General features: G+C 68.7%; 14 protein-coding genes. 8 read left to right on the top strand and 6 right to left on the bottom strand.

Features of this window, described 5'->3' with window-relative positions; all coding sequences use genetic code 11:
• Positions 1-99: 99 nt before the first annotated feature.
• The 3 genes from NAM01S_RS13720 to NAM01S_RS13730 all read left to right on the top strand — a co-directional run bounded on the left by NAM01S_RS13720 (position 100) and on the right by NAM01S_RS13730 (position 4,892).
• A complete protein-coding gene (locus NAM01S_RS13720) occupies positions 100-2,154 on the top strand; it encodes a thioredoxin domain-containing protein (protein ID WP_067784686.1) in 2,055 nt (684 codons plus the stop codon).
• Between the two features lie 228 nt (positions 2,155-2,382).
• Positions 2,383-3,288 carry a helix-turn-helix domain-containing protein gene (locus NAM01S_RS13725; RefSeq protein ID WP_253798409.1) on the top strand — a complete coding sequence of 302 codons (906 nt, stop codon included), beginning with the start codon at positions 2,383-2,385 and terminating at the stop codon, positions 3,286-3,288.
• A gap of 173 nt (positions 3,289-3,461) precedes the next feature.
• Entirely contained in the window at positions 3,462-4,892 is a 1,431-nt protein-coding gene (locus NAM01S_RS13730; RefSeq protein WP_253798406.1) for a hypothetical protein, read from the top strand.
• A gap of 273 nt (positions 4,893-5,165) precedes the next feature.
• Here the strand turns inward: NAM01S_RS13730 and NAM01S_RS13735 are convergent, their stop codons facing one another.
• Together NAM01S_RS13735 and trhA are read right to left on the bottom strand one after the other, a co-directional pair.
• Complete coding sequence (locus NAM01S_RS13735; RefSeq protein WP_253798403.1) at positions 5,166-6,839, bottom strand: adenylate/guanylate cyclase domain-containing protein; 1,674 nt, start codon at positions 6,837-6,839, stop codon at positions 5,166-5,168.
• A gap of 469 nt (positions 6,840-7,308) precedes the next feature.
• The gene (gene trhA / locus NAM01S_RS13740) at positions 7,309-7,983 is read right to left on the bottom strand and encodes a PAQR family membrane homeostasis protein TrhA (protein WP_372511629.1); all 675 of its coding nucleotides are present in this window, start codon (positions 7,981-7,983) and stop codon (positions 7,309-7,311) included.
• A 118-nt stretch (positions 7,984-8,101) separates the two neighbouring features.
• On the opposite strand from trhA, the gene NAM01S_RS13745 reads away from it, so the two are divergent.
• Both NAM01S_RS13745 and NAM01S_RS13750 read left to right on the top strand, forming a co-directional pair.
• Entirely contained in the window at positions 8,102-8,920 is an 819-nt protein-coding gene (locus tag NAM01S_RS13745; RefSeq protein ID WP_067784692.1) for an isoprenyl transferase, read from the top strand.
• A 29-nt stretch (positions 8,921-8,949) separates the two neighbouring features.
• Complete coding sequence (locus tag NAM01S_RS13750; RefSeq protein WP_253798400.1) at positions 8,950-9,561, top strand: hypothetical protein; 612 nt, start codon at positions 8,950-8,952, stop codon at positions 9,559-9,561.
• Positions 9,562-9,565: 4 nt separating this feature from the next.
• Here NAM01S_RS13750 and NAM01S_RS13755 read toward each other — a convergent pair whose 3' ends face one another.
• Together NAM01S_RS13755 and coaA are read right to left on the bottom strand one after the other, a co-directional pair.
• The gene (locus NAM01S_RS13755) at positions 9,566-9,805 is read right to left on the bottom strand and encodes a hypothetical protein (protein WP_157107730.1); all 240 of its coding nucleotides are present in this window, start codon (positions 9,803-9,805) and stop codon (positions 9,566-9,568) included.
• A 201-nt stretch (positions 9,806-10,006) separates the two neighbouring features.
• On the bottom strand, positions 10,007-10,939 hold the full coding sequence (coaA, locus tag NAM01S_RS13760; RefSeq protein ID WP_067784698.1) for a type I pantothenate kinase: 933 nt from the start codon (positions 10,937-10,939) through the stop codon (positions 10,007-10,009).
• 181 nt (positions 10,940-11,120) lie between these two features.
• On the opposite strand from coaA, the gene NAM01S_RS13765 reads away from it, so the two are divergent.
• Positions 11,121-12,317, top strand: a complete 1,197-nt coding sequence (locus NAM01S_RS13765; protein ID WP_067784701.1) for a DUF885 domain-containing protein — start codon at positions 11,121-11,123, stop codon at positions 12,315-12,317.
• A gap of 660 nt (positions 12,318-12,977) precedes the next feature.
• Here NAM01S_RS13765 and NAM01S_RS13770 read toward each other — a convergent pair.
• Together NAM01S_RS13770 and NAM01S_RS13775 are read right to left on the bottom strand one after the other, a co-directional pair.
• Positions 12,978-13,418, bottom strand: a complete 441-nt coding sequence (locus tag NAM01S_RS13770; RefSeq protein ID WP_067784704.1) for a nitroreductase family deazaflavin-dependent oxidoreductase — start codon at positions 13,416-13,418, stop codon at positions 12,978-12,980.
• Between the two features lie 11 nt (positions 13,419-13,429).
• Complete coding sequence (locus NAM01S_RS13775; RefSeq protein WP_067784707.1) at positions 13,430-13,882, bottom strand: PaaI family thioesterase; 453 nt, start codon at positions 13,880-13,882, stop codon at positions 13,430-13,432.
• Positions 13,883-13,979: 97 nt separating this feature from the next.
• Here NAM01S_RS13775 and NAM01S_RS13780 point away from each other — a divergent pair, with 97 nt between their 5' ends.
• Complete coding sequence (locus NAM01S_RS13780) at positions 13,980-14,537, top strand: TetR/AcrR family transcriptional regulator (RefSeq protein WP_067784710.1); 558 nt, start codon at positions 13,980-13,982, stop codon at positions 14,535-14,537.
• 47 nt (positions 14,538-14,584) lie between these two features.
• Entirely contained in the window at positions 14,585-15,880 is a 1,296-nt protein-coding gene (glyA, locus tag NAM01S_RS13785; RefSeq protein WP_067784713.1) for a serine hydroxymethyltransferase, read from the top strand.
• Positions 15,881-15,950: the final 70 nt, after the last annotated feature.

Below are 15,950 nucleotides of genomic sequence, written 5' to 3' on the forward strand. Positions count from 1 at the left end.
ACAAGTCGAGCATCGGAGCTTAGGCGGGGAGTCGAGCGGGGACGTGTTCGTGTCGCGGGGACGGGTGCGAGGGGCCGGAATTGTGAGACCGTGGAAGATATGAACCGGCTCGGGAAAGCAACCTCACCGTATCTGCGTCAGCACGCGGACAACCCGGTGCACTGGTGGGAGTGGGATGCCGAGGCGCTCGCGGAGGCTCGCAGGCGCGATGTGCCGATCCTGCTCTCCATCGGTTACGCCTCCTGTCACTGGTGCCACGTGATGGCGCACGAGTCGTTCGAGGACGAGGCGACCGCGGCGCTGATGAACGACCACTTCGTGTGCGTGAAGGTGGACCGCGAGGAGCGCCCTGACCTCGACGCGATCTACATGAACGCCACTGTCGCCATGACGGGTCAGGGCGGCTGGCCGATGACCAGCTTCCTGACCCCGGACGGCGAGCCGTTCTACTGCGGCACCTACTTCCCGAAGCATCCACGCGGCGGGATGCCCTCGTTCGGTCAGCTGCTCACCGCCGTCAGCGACACCTGGCGCAACCGGCGCGAGGAGGTCGACAAGGCGTCGGCCCAGGTCGTCGAGGCCCTGCGGGCGCAGGCCGCCGGTCTGCCCGATGCCGACCTGAGCGTCTCGCCCGAACTGCTCGATCACGCGGTCGCCGCGGTGCTGCGCGACGAGGACGCCGAGCACGGCGGGTTCGGCCGTGCGCCGAAGTTCCCGCCGTCCGCCCTGATGGAGGGGCTGCTACGCAGTTGGGAGCGCACCGGCGACACGGCAGTCCGCGATGTCGTGCACCGCGCGGCCGACGCGATGGCGCGCGGCGGCATCTACGACCAGTTGCGCGGCGGCTTCGCCCGCTACTCGGTCGACAACCGTTGGCTGATACCGCATTTCGAGAAGATGCTGTACGACAACGCGCAATTGCTGCGCGCCTACGCGCATCTGGCGCGGCGCACACCGCACGCGCAGGATTCGCTCGCGCTGCGCGTCACCTGCGAGACCGCGCACTTCGTCCTCGACGATCTCGGCTCTGCGCACGGCGGCTTCGCCTCCGCGCTGGACGCCGACACCCATCTCGAACCGGGCGGCCCCGGCGTGGAGGGCGCGACCTACGTGTGGACGCCCGCCGAACTCATCGGCGCCCTCGGCCCCATCGAAGGAGCTTGGGCCGCAGACTTTTTCGGCGTGACGACGGCGGGCAACTTCGAGCAGGGCACCTCGGTCCTCACCCGCTATCGCGATCCGCGGGACGCGGCCGAACAGGAGCGGTTCGATCGGGCGCGGGAGGCGCTGCGCGACGAGCGCGACAAGCGCCCGCAGCCCGCCCGCGACGACAAGGTGGTCACCGCGTGGAACGGCATGGCGATCACCGCGCTCACCGAGGCGGGTTCGGCGCTCGGGCGGCCCGATTGGGTCGCGGCCGCGGATCGCTGCGCGCGGTTCCTGCTGTCCGAGCACGTGGTCGACGGTCGGGTGCGCCGCGCCTCGCTGGGCGGCGTGGTCGGCGCCTCGGCCGGCGTGCTCGAGGATTACGCCTGGCTGGTCACCGGCCTGCTCGCGCTGTACCAGGCCACCGGCGACCCGGAAAGGCTGGAACAGGCGCAGCGGCTGCTGGACACCGCCGTCGAGCGCTTCGCCGATCCCGAGGCGTCCGGCAGCTGGTTCGACACCGCCGACGACGCCGAAACGCTGGTCGCCCGTCCGCGCGACCCCATCGACGGCGCGACTCCCGCGGGTGCGTCCGCGCTTGCCGAGGCGCTGCTCACCGCCGCGGCGGTCAGCGACGTCGAACGCGCGGTGCGCTACCGGGAACTCGCCGAAGCGACGCTGCGCCGGGGCGCGGTCGTGCTCGCCCGCGCTCCCCGCTCGGCGGGTCAGTGGCTCACGGTCGCGGAGGCGGCGCTGCGCGGCCCACTGCAGATCGCGATCGCGTCGTCGGCCGAGAACGCCGACACCGCAACGGAATTGCTCGCCGTCGCACGAGAACTCGCGCCGGGCGGCTCGGTGATCCTCGCGGGAGCCCCGGATTCGGCTCCGCTACTCGTCGACCGTCCGCTTGTGTCGGCCGCCGCCGCGGCCTACGTCTGCCGCGGATCGGTCTGCGACCTGCCGGTGACCACAGCACAAGACCTCCGGCACTCCTTGAGCCAAAACTGAAGCCCCCACCTAGGCTGACCTACCCGCTGCCACACAGCTTTCATACGCCTCACATAGTCGGTGGCTATGTGAACCGTATGGAAGTTGTGTGGGAACGCGGCGTCGGCCGAGGGGGCGGCCCCTCTTTGCGGGGGGCGATCGGCATCGGGTTGACACCAACCCGAGCCCGATGTGAATATTCGGGCCAGTCAATGCATGAATCGAACTCGGTCGCGGAGTGGGGTGTCGGTGTCGGCAGACAAAAGCGGCTCGGCCCGCTCGTCGCCGCCGACCGACCGCGTCGTCGCGCTGATGGAACGACTCGCCGCGCTCGAATCACCGGCTACCGCAGCGGATTTGGCTGACAGTCTCGGGCTGAGCCGCTCGACGGCCGGCGCCATTCTCGGCTCGTTGGACGGGCACGGCTGGGTGAGCCGGTTGCCGGATCTTCGGTATGTGCTCGGTCCGGGGTTCCTGGCCATGGCCGAGCGGGCACGCGCCGCGCTCGAAGGTGCCGCGGCTGTGCCGAGCCTGCTCGACGGTTTGGCAGCCCGTGTCGGCTGCGGCGCGGCACTGAGCGTGGTCGGATCGGGTCAGCTCGTCTTCATCGCCGTCACGCGCGGCGTCGGCCATATCCCCGCCGGAGTCGAGGTCGGACTCCGGCTTCCCCTGCAAGCTCCCGCCGGCGCGGCCGTCGTCGCGTTCGCCGACCCTGCCGTCCAACGGAACTGGATCGCCGGCGGCCCGGCCGAGCGCAGGACCGAGTGGCAGCGCGGACTCCGGCAGATCGCCGACCGCGGCTTCGCCGCATGGGGAGCAGACGTCGCCGACCTGCATCGCATCGACGTTCTGGGGCGAGTCATCGCGCATCTGTCCGCCAATGCGTCGAATCCGCAACTGCGCGACGAGGTTCAGGCACTCGTGGCCGAGGCCGGTGGACGCCTGCACACCGCCGCCGCACTCGATGCCGACGAACCGTTGCCGATCAGCTATCTGGCCGCGCCGGTTTTCGATCGGGGCGGAAACGCGCTGTGGGAGTTGCAGATCGGTCCACTTCGACTGTCCGTGTCGCGACCCGAGCGGCAGCACTACATTCGAGAGCTCACCGCGGCCGCCCGCGCGCTCGGGGCCGTCATGGCCGACAGCTCCCGCTGATTCGAGAGCGTCGCACCCGTGCCTTCGGGAGCTCTCGAAACTCTTGCCAACTCCCGCCGACCCTTCTAGCGTGTAGCGCCATGCGAATACTCAGACAAGACAATTCGAGTATTCGCACTGGGCGGGTTTTCGGCCTGGTCGACGCCCCGCACCCACTAGTCAGGGAGAAGCCCGTGTTCGAGAGACTGGGTCGCGCCGTCGCGACCGTCGCGCTGGGGACGACAGTGTTGCTGACCTTCACCACCGGATCGGCGACCGCAGCGTTTTCCCTACCTCCGGCCAATCCGCACCTGGGGCCATTGGGCACCGCGACCATGCACGGCGATGCCGAATCCTCCGATGCCACACCGTTCGCCGGCCCTGGCGGCGGTGACGTGGACAGCGATTTCCGCGAACTCGCCGCCGCGTGCCCGACCATCCTGCAGGGTGCGGACGGTATGCCGCAGGCGCTGTGCACCAAGATCCTCGACCGCGCGCCGAAGGTGTTCCTGCTCGATCCGCGCAACGGCCACCCTCTCGCCTCGCTCGACCTGACCAAGGGCAGTCTGCTCGGCGGCGTCTACGCCTATCTCGACAACCAGGACCGCATGGTCACCGTCGACGGCAGCGGTGAGCTGCTGCGGATCGGCCACCGGCGCGCGGGCGACGACTGGCAGGTGTTCGTCGAGTCGAGAACCGATATCTCGCAAGCGGTTACGGGTCATTGCGGCGGCGGAGACTGTGACGCGGTCAGTTCGGTGATGGCCGACTTCGACGGTCGCGTGTGGTTCGCCACCGACAACGCGGCCGCCGGGTTCTTCGATCCGGCCACCGGAGCCACCCGCTCGATCGTGCTCGGCCCCGGCGAGAAGGTGGCCAACAGCATCTCCACCGCTCCCGAAGGCGTCGCGATCGCCACCACGCACGCGCTCTACCTGGTCACCGTGGACGGTTCCGGCAATCCGCAGGTGAACTGGCGGTATGCCTACGATCGCGGCCCCGCCCGCAAACCCGGTCAGCTCAGCTGGGGCACGGGCGCGACTCCCACCTTCTTCGGTCCCGGCGCGGGCACCGAGTATCTCGCCATCACCGACAACGCGGTGCCCAAGGAGAACCTGCTGGTCTTCGACACCGCCACCGGAAACCTCGTCTGTTCGGTGCCCACCGTCGACGGCACCGAGAACTCGCCGATCGGCTCCGGCAACAGCCTCTTCGTCGCCAGCACCTACGGATACCCGTATCCGGCCGTCCCGGAGGGCGCAGGACCCAGCGAACCGGCCGGCGCCAAGTTCACCGGCGGCATGGTGCGAGTCGACGTCACCGGCTCCGGCTGCCAGGTGAAGTGGACCAATGACGCACTGTCCGCGGCTGTTCCGCGCCTGTCGGTGGCCGACGGCAAGATCTACACCGTCACCCGGCACACCATCATTCCGACCGGCAGCGTCGGCGTGACCGACAACTTCCGCTACACCGTCATCGACGCCGCCACCGGTCGCATCGAGAAAGAGAAGCTGATCGGCGCCACCGCGGTGCACAACACCCTGCAGATGGTCGGCACCATTTCCCCCGACCGCACGCTCTACCAGGGCACGATGAGCGGCTTGTTCCGCATCGCACCACGGTAGCGGCGCGTCCAGTGGTCGGCGCGGTAACCGACTGAAGGTCACCCCCATCCCTTCGGACCGACTGGAGGTGACCTTCTTTCACCCGACCTGCGTGCCCAGGGTGGACCGACCGAGGGTGACCTTCATCGCGATGGGCCGACTGACAGTGGCCTTTGGTCGGATTGTGCGTCCAACCTTTCTGGACGGGGCACTAGCGGCGGCTGCTGGAGGACGGGTCGACGGGCGCGCGTCGCTCGTGCCGGGCAGGCGGGGTCGGCAGGCAGGCCGTGTCGGCTAGTCTGATTCCGCTGCGGTGCTGCGTATTTCGGTGATGGCGCTGACGGGTGACTGGTCGGCGGTGGTGTCGACCGGGTCCGTGGCGCCGGATGGCAGCGTGCGGCCGTCGGTTGCTTCGGCGGCCGCGTTCGGATTGCCATTTGGCAGCGCGCGGTCGTCGGCGCCATCGACAGCCGGATCGTCCTGGGGCGCAGCCGGTTCGGTGTCGGTCCAGCAGGCTGTCGGTTCCTGCATGCCGCGCAGCAGAATGTTGTCGTAGAGCGTCCACTGCGCGCGCTCGTGCGGCGCCGCGGCCTCGATCACCGCGCCGCTCACCAGGATTCGGCGGGGCACGTCCTTGGCCTCGGTGGTCAGTCGGGCGGCCTCGTTGACGGCGTCGCCGATGACGGTGAACTCCAGGCGCGTATCGGTGCCGACGTCCCCGGCGAAGACCTGTCCGCGCGCGACACCGATGCCGATGTCGAGCTCGCCGACGGCCGTCACCTCGTCGCGGATTCGGCGGGCCGCGCGCAGCGCCGGAGTCGCGTTGTCCCGCAGCGCGATCGGCGCGCCGAAGATGCACAGCGCCGCGTCGCCCTCGAACTTGTTGACCAGCCCGTCGTTCTCCTCGGTCGCCGCGACGACGATCGAGAGCAGGCGGTTCAGCTTGGCGACGAACTCCTGCGGCGGCAGGCCGGTGGACAGCGCGACCGAGCCCGTCACGTCGACGAACAACGCGGAGACGACGCGCACGTCACCGGTCAGGTCCATGCCGCCGGTGAGCGCCCGCTCGGCCACCTGCGCGCCGACGTGCCTGCCGAATACGTCGCGCATCCGTTCGCGTTCGCGCAGATTCGCGGCCAGCTCGTTGACCGAGTGTTCGAGCCGCCCGATCTCGCTGCTGCTGCCGACCGGCACCCGGACGTTCGTCTCGCCCCTGCTGATCAGATCCAGCGCCAGCCGCAGCGTCCGCATCGGGGTGGCCACCGCGCGGGCCAGGATGGCGGTGGCAAGCGCGCCGACGCCGATGCCCACCGCGGACAGATAGATGGCGGTGCGGATGCGGTCCGAAGCGGCCGCGGCGGGATCGGCGAGCACCACGATCAGCATGGCGAGCGGCATGGCGCCCGCGACACCCCAGGTGACGACGACCCGCACCAGCACCGACGAACTCCAGTGCATGGTGCCGCCGAGCACCGCCGACACCACCGGAACGGTCGGCCGGATCAGCCGGTCCACGATCAGGAAGGTCACCGCCGCCGACTGCAACGCGCCGAGGGTGAACAGCGACGCCGTCACACCTGGGGTATCGATTTCGGTCAGGTGGGTGAACGTGGCGGTCACGATGATCACGCCAGGTATCCACAGCGCCAGCGCCCGGACGGTGATCGCGATCGGCAGCCGCAACAGTCTGCGCGCCTCCGCCACCGTCGGCTTGCGCTTCTGATCCAGCCAGCCGAAGTACCTGCCGCGGTCGCGCATGGCCAGGCCGACGCCCGCGAGCAGCCCGACCGCCGGGTAGATCGCGACAAGGCCCATGGTGCGCATCCAGTCCTCGCCGAGTCGGCCGAAGAACCCGCTGAGCCACAGCCCGGTGACGATGACCGCGAGACCGCTCAAGTTCGCGGTGATGATCACGGCCGACAGACCCCAGTGGGCCTTGAGCGCCCAGACGACGAGCTTGGCGATCACGACGCGCGACCACCCGCCGGAGAAGGTGACCGCCGGTGCGAGCGGGGACGGGTGGCGACGAGTGACACGAAAAAGCAGCTTATCCGGCTCGATCGGGCCGAGAGGCGGCAACGGATATCTCGTTGGTCGGCCGCTCGGCACGGTAGTCGCCGAGACCATCCGCGGGTTGCCGAGGGACCCGGTGTGGCCGCCGACGAACCCGGGCGCGGCTGCCGCTCGGCGCAGGTGGCGAGAGTTCAGTGTGGCTGTCGACGGCTCGGCGCAGTTCGAATCTCGGCGCTGTCGGGCCGAGGTTCGGTTTGGATGTCGGGCACCGAGTGCGGTGGGGGCGATGAACTCGGCGCGGGTGGCGAGAGTTCGGTGTGGCTGCTCGGCGCGGCTGGAACCTCGGCGCTGCCGGGCCGAAGTTCGGCGCGGACGCCAAGCCTCGAGTTCGGGTGCCGTTGACGACTATGCGCGGTGACCGAACTCAGCGCAGCACGACCAACCAGATCGCGATGTAGTGACTCAGCGCCGCGAGCACCGTCGCGGCGTGGAAGAACTCGTGGTGCCCGAACACCGTCGGCCACGGGTTGGGCCACTTGGTGGCGTAGAGGATCGCGCCGCCGCTGTAGATCAGCCCGCCGATCAGCAGCAGGATCAGCGGCGCGATACCGATCTGATTGTTCAACTGCCCGGCCACCGGCACGATCGCCCAGCCGAGCAACAGATACAGCGGAACGCCGACCCACCGTGGCGCGGTCGGCCACAGCAGTTTGAGTGCGACACCGGCGAGAGCGCCCGCCCACACCACCGCGAGCAGCGTCTGCCCGGTGCGGCCCGGCAGGCCGAGTAGCGCGAATGGGGTGTAGCTGCCCGCGATGAACAGGAAGATCATCGAATGGTCCGCGCGCTTCATCCGGATGCGGGTGCGCGTGGTCTCCCAGGTGACGCGGTGGTAGACGGCGCTGATGCCGAACAACCCGCAGACGGTGAGCCCGTAGATCAGGGTCGACCAGCCGGCCGTCGCGGACACGGTGGCCGCCTCAACGACAAGCGCGATCACCGCGAGCGCGGCGATGCCGACCGCCCAGGTGTGGATCCAGCCGCGCATCCTTGGTTTGACCAGCGCGGCGAGTGCCTCGGCGGGGGAGGCGCCGACCAGCTCCGCGTCGGCCGCGCCGACAGATTCGGACACGAGTGTGACCTCCTAGTTAACCAATGAGTAACCTACGCCACCGTAGGTTCGCGCCGGATGCCACTGTACCGGGGAATCGCGGCCGATGCCGGAATCGCGCCACCGAGGCGTACTGTTGGACGCCGTGGAGCTTCGGAGTCGGGTGCGTGGTCTGCCATACCGCATCTACGAGGCCCGGCTGTCCAAGCAGCTGGCCGATAAACAACACCCACGCCACGTCGCGGTCATGTGCGACGGCAATCGCCGGTGGGCCAGGGAGAACGGGTTCACCGATGTGAGCCACGGCCACCGGGTCGGCGCGCTGAAGATCGCCGAGCTGGTCGGCTGGTGTTCGGACGAGGGCATCGAGATGGTCACCGTCTACCTGCTCTCGACCGAGAATCTGCAGCGCGATCCCGACGAGCTGGAGACGCTGTTCGAAGTGATCACCGACGTCGTAGAGGAGCTCTCCGCGCCGGAACGAGACTGGAGCGTGCGCATCGTCGGTTCGCTGGACGGGTTCCCCGAGCTGATCGCCAAGCGGTTGCGCACCGCGGCGGAGCGCACCGAGGGGCGTCAGGGCGTGCACGTCAACGTGGCGGTCGGGTACGGCGGGCGTCAGGAGATCACCGACGCGGTGCGCTCGCTGGTGCGCCAGGAGATGGCCGCGGGGGAGACCGGCGAGGATCTGGTGCAGTCGATCACCGTCAACGCCATCGGCCAGCATCTCTACACCTCGGGTCAGCCGGATCCGGACCTGGTCATCCGCACGTCGGGTGAGCAGCGACTTTCGGGCTTCCTGCTGTGGCAGAGCGCATACTCGGAAATATGGTTCACCGAGGTCTACTGGCCGGAGTTCCGCAGGGTGGATTTCCTCCGCGCCTTACGCGATTACGCGGCCCGACATCGCCGTTTCGGGGTCTGAAAAGTCCACATTCCAGTACCGTCCGGTCTGTGCAAGTTCTGACGCAGACCCCGCCGACGTCCGCTCCCGCCGCGCGCGGTGACGGGCCGGGTCGGCCCCTCAGCTACGAGGAGTTCGGCCGCCGCTTCCTCGAATACGCCGTATCCGAAGAGCGCGTCGCCGCCGCGTTCGGCGAACTGACCGGAGCGGCCTTCGACATCGGCCCTATCCGAGTCGGGCCCGCTCGGCTGGCCAAGGTCGTCGCCCATGTGCGCCTTGGTATTCCGCGCGTGCACCGCCACCTCGACGAGGTCATCTCATTCGAACTGGTCCTGCCGCTGCGCGTCGGCATGCTCGTCGACCTCGGCATCGACCGGCACCGCTTCGAGGTGGACGGCACGGTCCACCTGCACCTCACCGCTCGCACCGCCGAACCGCTCCGGGTGCTCATCGAGATCGCCGAACCCCGCCGGCGCGATGTCCGCGTCAACGTGGCGGCGGGCACCAAGCGCGCCCAACTCCTGCGCGTCCTCGTCGGCGTCGACCACGAGATCCGCCGCTTCGTCGCCCGCTACATAGCCACCGAAATCCGCAAACCCCACATCGCCTCGGTACTCGACATCGACGTGGCGGCGCGCTTGGACCAAGCGTGGCGGCTGTAGGGGTTCACAGGCCTCCGAAGATACTGGCGAAGAACGCGGTCCATGCCCAGACACCCGCCATGAACGCGACTGCTTCGCCGCGAGCGCGTGGAAACGCGCACCACACGACAGTCGAAATCAGCGGGGCCGCAAGCGCCACCGTGCGCCAGTTCCACGGATAGGGGATCAGCTCGTGATCCGGGTGGACACCGATGTACACGCCCATGAACGGATATGCCGCAGCGAAGGCGGCCGGAATCGTCAAGAACCGCCACCACGTCAAAGATCCCACTGGCTCCCCCCCCAGTTATGTCCCCGCCTTTGATCGGCTCAGATGATAGTCGACTGGTTGCGGGCCGGGAAGCTGTGGGCGGCAAAGGCTTAGGCGAGGGCTGGACCGCGTCGCGAGCCGTGTGTTGTGCCGTACGCACGCCTTCGGTGCTGCATCCCGTTGCGGGGCAATGGATTACAACTTCCGGAGTCGGAGGCGGTTGATGCTGTGGTCGGCGTCCTTGCGGAGGACGAGGGTGGCGCGGGGGCGGGTGGGGAGGATGTTCTCGACGAGGTTGGGGCGGTTGGTGGAGTTCCAGATCTCCTTGGCGGTGGCGGTCGCCTGCTCGTCGGTGAAGCCCGCGTAGTGGTGGAAGTGGGCGGCGGGGTCGGCGAAGGCGGTCTCGCGCAAGGTGAGAAACCTTTGCACGTACCAGTTTTCGATGTCCTCGATGCGCGCGTCGACGTAGATGGAGAAATCGAACAGATCCGAAACCATAAGGCGCGGACCGGTTTGCAGCACATTCAGTCCCTCGACGATGAGGATGTCGGGCTGGCGCACGCAGTGCAATTTGCCGGGCACGATGTCGTAGGAATTGTGCGAATACACCGGCGCGCACACCTCGGCCGCGCCGGATTTCACCTCGGTGACGAAGCGCAGCAGTTTGCGCCGGTCGTAGCTCTCCGGAAAACCCTTGCGGTGCATGATGCCGCGGCGGGTGAGTTCGGCCGTGGGATAAAGGAACCCGTCGGTTGTGACCAAATCCACACGCGGATGGTGATCCCAGCGGGCCAGCAATGCCTGCAGCACACGCGCGGTGGTCGATTTTCCGACCGCGACGCTGCCCGCGACACCGATCACGAACGGCACCTGCTGGTCCGGATGCGTCTCGCCGAGGAAGGTCGCGGTGGCGGCGAACAGGCGCTGACGCGCGGCGACTTGGAGGTGGATGAGACGAGCGAGCGGCAGATAGACCTCCGCGACTTCCTCGAGGTCGATCTGTTCGCCGAGACCACGCAGCCCGATCAGTTCTTCCTCGGTGAGCACCAGTGGAGTCGATTTGCGCAGCGTTCGCCACTGCTTACGGTCGAATTCCACGTAGGGGCTCGGCTCGCTCATTCGTGCCACTTACCCGACGCTCCATTTCGGCAAACACGCACTCGAGCCGGGTCGGCTCTGTGAGATTCGATCTAGCTCTCGCCGCATGGTCGAATTCTCCTCTGCACCGGCGCTGTGTGAAACGGGGGGTACCGCTACCGGCTGGTAACTACCTCGATACCTTGGCCGGTTGCCGCTACTGTCGGCTGGCATGGAAGCGCATCCCCTCGTCACCGAGTACCTGCGACTCGGCCTGGCTTTCGACCGGCTCGAGGAAGGTTTCGTCGACGCGTACACCGGCGACCCGCAGCTGCGCCGGGAGGTGCAGAACGCCCCCGCGCCGCAGCCACGTGATCTCGCGCGCCGCGCCGCCGAACTGCGCGCGGAACTGCCCGAGGCGGGCCTGTCCTCGGAGCGCGTGGAGTTCCTCGACGTGCACCTGCGCGCGCTGGAGTGCTCGGGCCGCAAGTTCGCGGGCGACGACATCGGCTTCGTCGACGAGGTGCGCGCCTATTTCGACGTCGACATCGCCTCGGGCGACGTCGAGGACTATCGCGACGCGCACCGCCAGATGGACGAGGTGCTCGCGGGCGACGGACCGCTCGCCGAACGGGTCGCCGCGCACCGCAAGGCGGACGAGATCCCACCGGAACGGTTGAGCGTCTGCGTCGAGGCGTTCTCCGGCGCGCTGCGCGAACTGGTGCGCGAGCGGTACCCGCTGCCCGACCACGAGCACGTCACCTACGAGGTGGTCGGCGACAAGCCGTGGTCCGGATTCAACTACTACCTGGGCAACTACCACTCCAAGGTCGCGATCAATTCCGATCTGCGACAGCACATGTCGAACCTGCCGCAGTTGATCGCGCACGAGTCCTACCCCGGCCACCACACCGAGCACTGCCGCAAGGAGGCCGGTCTGGTGGCGGCTGGTCAGGCGGAACAGACGCTGTTTCTGGTCAACACGCCGCAGTGCCTGATGGCCGAGGGTCTCGCCGATCTGGCGTTGCGCTCGATAGTCGGGCCGGGCTGGGGGAAGTGGGCGCAGGAGATCTACGCCGATCTCGGCCTGCGTTTCGACGGCGACCGCGCCGAGCGCCTGTCCACGGCCTCGGCGAAACTGCTCGCCGTGCGCCAGGACGCGGCCCTGCTGCTGCACGATCGCCGTCGCGACGAGACCGAGGTCGCGGAGTTCCTGCAGCAGTGGAATCTGACGACCCCGGAGCGGGCGCGGCAATCGCTGCGGTTCCTCTCCTCGCCGCTGTGGCGCGCCTACATCAGCACCTACGTCGAGGGATACCGCCTGCTCGGCGGCTGGCTGGACCGCGCCGCCGACGCCGACGAGCGCGCCGACCGTTTCCGGCGCCTGCTGGACGAGCCGCTCACCCCTGGCGCGCTGCGCGCGATGTGAACCACGCGCCGCGCCGGGGGTAAGCCCCTCACTCCCAGGCGTGCTGCGAACGATGGGGATACCGTGCCGCGCCTGTGCGGGCTGCTCGCTCCGGGCGCGCTGCGCGATGTGGACCGCATGCCGCGTGTGCTGGGTGGGCTGCTCGCCCGGGCGCGCTGCGCGATGTGGACCGCATGCCGTGTGTGCTGGGTGGGCTGCTCGCTCCGGGCGCGCTGCGCGATGTGGACCGCATGCCGCGTCTGCCGGGTGGGCCGCTCACTCGCCGCGCACGATGTGAAGCTTCTGCCGCGGCTGCTAGATGAGCCCGCTCCCCTCGAGAGCGTTTGCGAGCGATGTGAACCGCGAGGTGACGAAAGCGCGCCCGCCACCACTTCGGGCGGGCGCGGTCTTCGTCATTGGATGACCGCGCACCCTTCCCCGGAGGACAGCGAGCACATCAGCAGCGAGAGCGTCCGAAGAAGCGCTTCGATCGGGCTGTTGGGGACCGAGACGAGATTCAGCATGGCGACTTCCTGAGTGGTTTCGACGGGAACAACGTCACCTGTGAAACCGGTCCGCGCCACCCACATCGTTACGGTCCGTGCAGCCCCCAAAACCAGTGGGTTCGCACGCCGCGGAGCCGGACCGAGCGACCAGGCCGCCGACGAGTCGGCTCGGACCTCAGGCTGCCGAGAAGGTGACGCGCACCGAGATCGGTTCGGTCTCCAACGCCTTGATCGTCCACGCGAGCACCGGCCGCGCGATCCTCCCGGTGGCGAAGCTGCGCGCCCTGGCGACGACGTCGTCGTCGGGGACGAACTCCGCGGTGCCGGTGTACCAGCGGTCGCCGCGGCGCAGCCGGACCCGCGGGTCGGCGGTGATGTTGCGCGCCCAGCCCGCGCGGGGACCGTGCTGGCAGATGATCCAGGCGCCCTCGTCGTCGAACGACGCGGTCACCGGAACTCGCCGGGGGAGACCGGTTTTCGCGCCGGTCGTCTCCAGCTCGGAGACCAATGCGGTGCGGATGCCGAGCCGATCCAGCGCCGCCACCGTCGGATTCGCGACGTAGCGGCCGATCATCCGCTCTCGCTTGAACTTTCGCAGGGTGTTGCGTTCGGTCACGGTTGTGCTCCTCAGCGGAAGATGACGCAGGTGGTGGTGGCGTGGGCGACCAGACGACCCTGGTCGTCGACGACGCGGCCCTCGGCCGTCGCGGTGGTGCGCCCGACGTGGATGGTGGTTCCGGTGGCGGTGAGCTTGCGCCCGTCGGTGGGCACCGAGCGGATGTAGTTGATCTTCAGCTCCAGCGTGGTGTAGCCGACGCCTGCTTCCAGGGTGGTGTGCACCGCGCAGCCAAGCACCGAGTCGAGCAGCGTCGCGCAGATGCCGCCGTGCGTGCTGCCGAGCGGGTTGGCGAACTCCGGGCGGGTCCGCAGGCTGAACACCACCTTGCCGTGTTCGAGCGTCTCGGCCTCGATGCCGAGCAGGTCGCCGATGAACGGCGGGCGGTCCTCGAGCGACATCGCGGTCTTCAGCAATTCGAGGCCCGAAAGCTGTGTCGGATCGAGCTGCGCGGGCGAACTCATGGATTTCCATCCTTTCGATGAACCGATCGGTCCACATCTGTCATGATTGGAGCATGGACCGATCGGTTCACGCAAGGTGTCGGAGAGAGGGACGGCCATGACGCAGGGCCCACGCGCCCGGTTGATCGAGGGCGCCATCGAGCTGGTGCGCGAGCACGGCGTGCACGGCGCCGGGCTCGCCGCCCTGCTGGACCGGAGCAATGCCTCGCGCAACTCGCTCTACCAGCACTTTCCGGCGGGCAAGAGCGAGCTGGTCGCCGCGGCGACCGAGGTGGCAGGTCGCAGGATGTCGGCCGTCATCGAGACGGTGACCCGCTCGGGAGAGCCCGCGGACTGGGTCGGCGCGCTCGTCGGGTGGTGGAAACAAGCCCTGGAGAGCAGCGCCTACACCGCCGGATGCCCGATCGTCGGCGCCGCGCTCGCCGAGTCCGAGCCGAACGTGCAGGCCGCCGCGGGGAGCGCTTTCGCCGACTGGACCGAGTTGCTGGCCGCCGGGCTGACCGGTCGCGGTGTGGACGCGGCGCGGGCCCGGTCGCTGGCGAGCTTCGTGATCAGCGCGGTCGAGGGCGCCATCGTCCAGGCGCGCGCGACGAAATCGACCCGTCCGCTCGACGACGTCCAGGACAACCTCGCGACCTTGCTGCGAATCCGCTGACCGGCCCCCTGCCGGAAGCTCGACCCTGCCCCAATAGACTGAGGCCCGTGACGCAGACGACCGCCTCTGTCAATACTCAGTCCCTCGGTGAGCTCGATCCCGAGCTCGCTGCCGCGATGGCAGGCGAGCTCGCCCGCGAGCGCGACACCCTGGAAATGATCGCCTCGGAGAACTTCGTGCCGCGCGCGGTGCTGCAGGCGCAGGGCAGCGTGCTGACCAACAAGTACGCCGAGGGCTACCCGGGCCGTCGCTACTACGGCGGCTGCGAGCACGTCGACGTCGTCGAGACCCTCGCCCGCGACCGCGCCAAGGAACTGTTCGGCGCCGAATTCGCCAACGTGCAGCCGCATTCCGGCGCGCAGGCCAACGCGGCGGTGCTGATGGCGCTGATGAACCCTGGCGAGAAGCTGCTCGGCCTCGACCTCGCGCACGGCGGTCACCTGACCCACGGCATGCGGCTGAACTTCTCCGGCAAGCTCTACGAGGTGCACTCGTACGGGGTGAGCAAGGAAGACCACCGCATCGACATGGACGAGGTGCGCAAGATCGCGAAGGAGGCGCAGCCGAAGGTCATCGTGGCAGGCTGGTCGGCCTACCCGCGGCACCAGGACTTCGCCGCGTTCCGCGAGATCGCCGACGAGGTGGGCGCCTACCTGTGGGTGGACATGGCGCACTTCGCCGGTCTGGTCGCCGCCGGTCTGCACCCCTCCCCGGTGCCCTACGCCGACGTCGTGTCCTCCACCGTGCACAAGACCCTCGGCGGTCCGCGTTCCGGTCTGATCCTGGCCAAGCAGGAGTTCGCCAAGAAGCTGAACAGCTCGGTGTTCCCCGGCCAGCAGGGCGGTCCGCTCATGCACGCCATCGCCGCCAAGGCCGCCGCGTTCAAGATCGCCGCGACCGACGAGTTCCGTGACCGCCAGCAGCGCACCCTCTCCGGCGCCAAGATCCTGGCCGAGCGCCTCAACGGCGCCGACGTCAGCGGCAAGGGCATCAGCGTGCTCACCGGCGGCACCGACGTGCACCTGGTGCTCGTCGACCTGCGCAACTCCGCGATCGACGGCCAGCAGGGCGAGGACCTGCTGCACGAGATCGGTATCACGGTGAACCGCAACGCCGTTCCGTTCGACCCGCGCCCGCCGATGGTGACCTCGGGTCTGCGCATCGGCACCGCCGCCCTGGCCACCCGCGGCTTCGGCGACGCCGAGTTCACCGAGGTCGCCGACATCATCGCCACCGCACTGGTCGGCGGCTCGGATGTGGAGACCCTGCGCGGCCGCGTCACCAAGCTGGCCCAGAGCGTGCCGCTCTACCAGGGTCTGGAGGACTGGCGCCTGCTCGGCTGAGTCGTAGTTGTCGCGAACGCCCCCGGGATGTCCGGGGGCGTTTCGTTTTTCGGCATCCCGGCCGTCTGCT

The sequence above is a fragment of the Nocardia amikacinitolerans NBRC 108937 genome (assembly GCF_001612615.1).
GTDB classification, from domain to species: domain Bacteria; phylum Actinomycetota; class Actinomycetes; order Mycobacteriales; family Mycobacteriaceae; genus Nocardia; species Nocardia amikacinitolerans.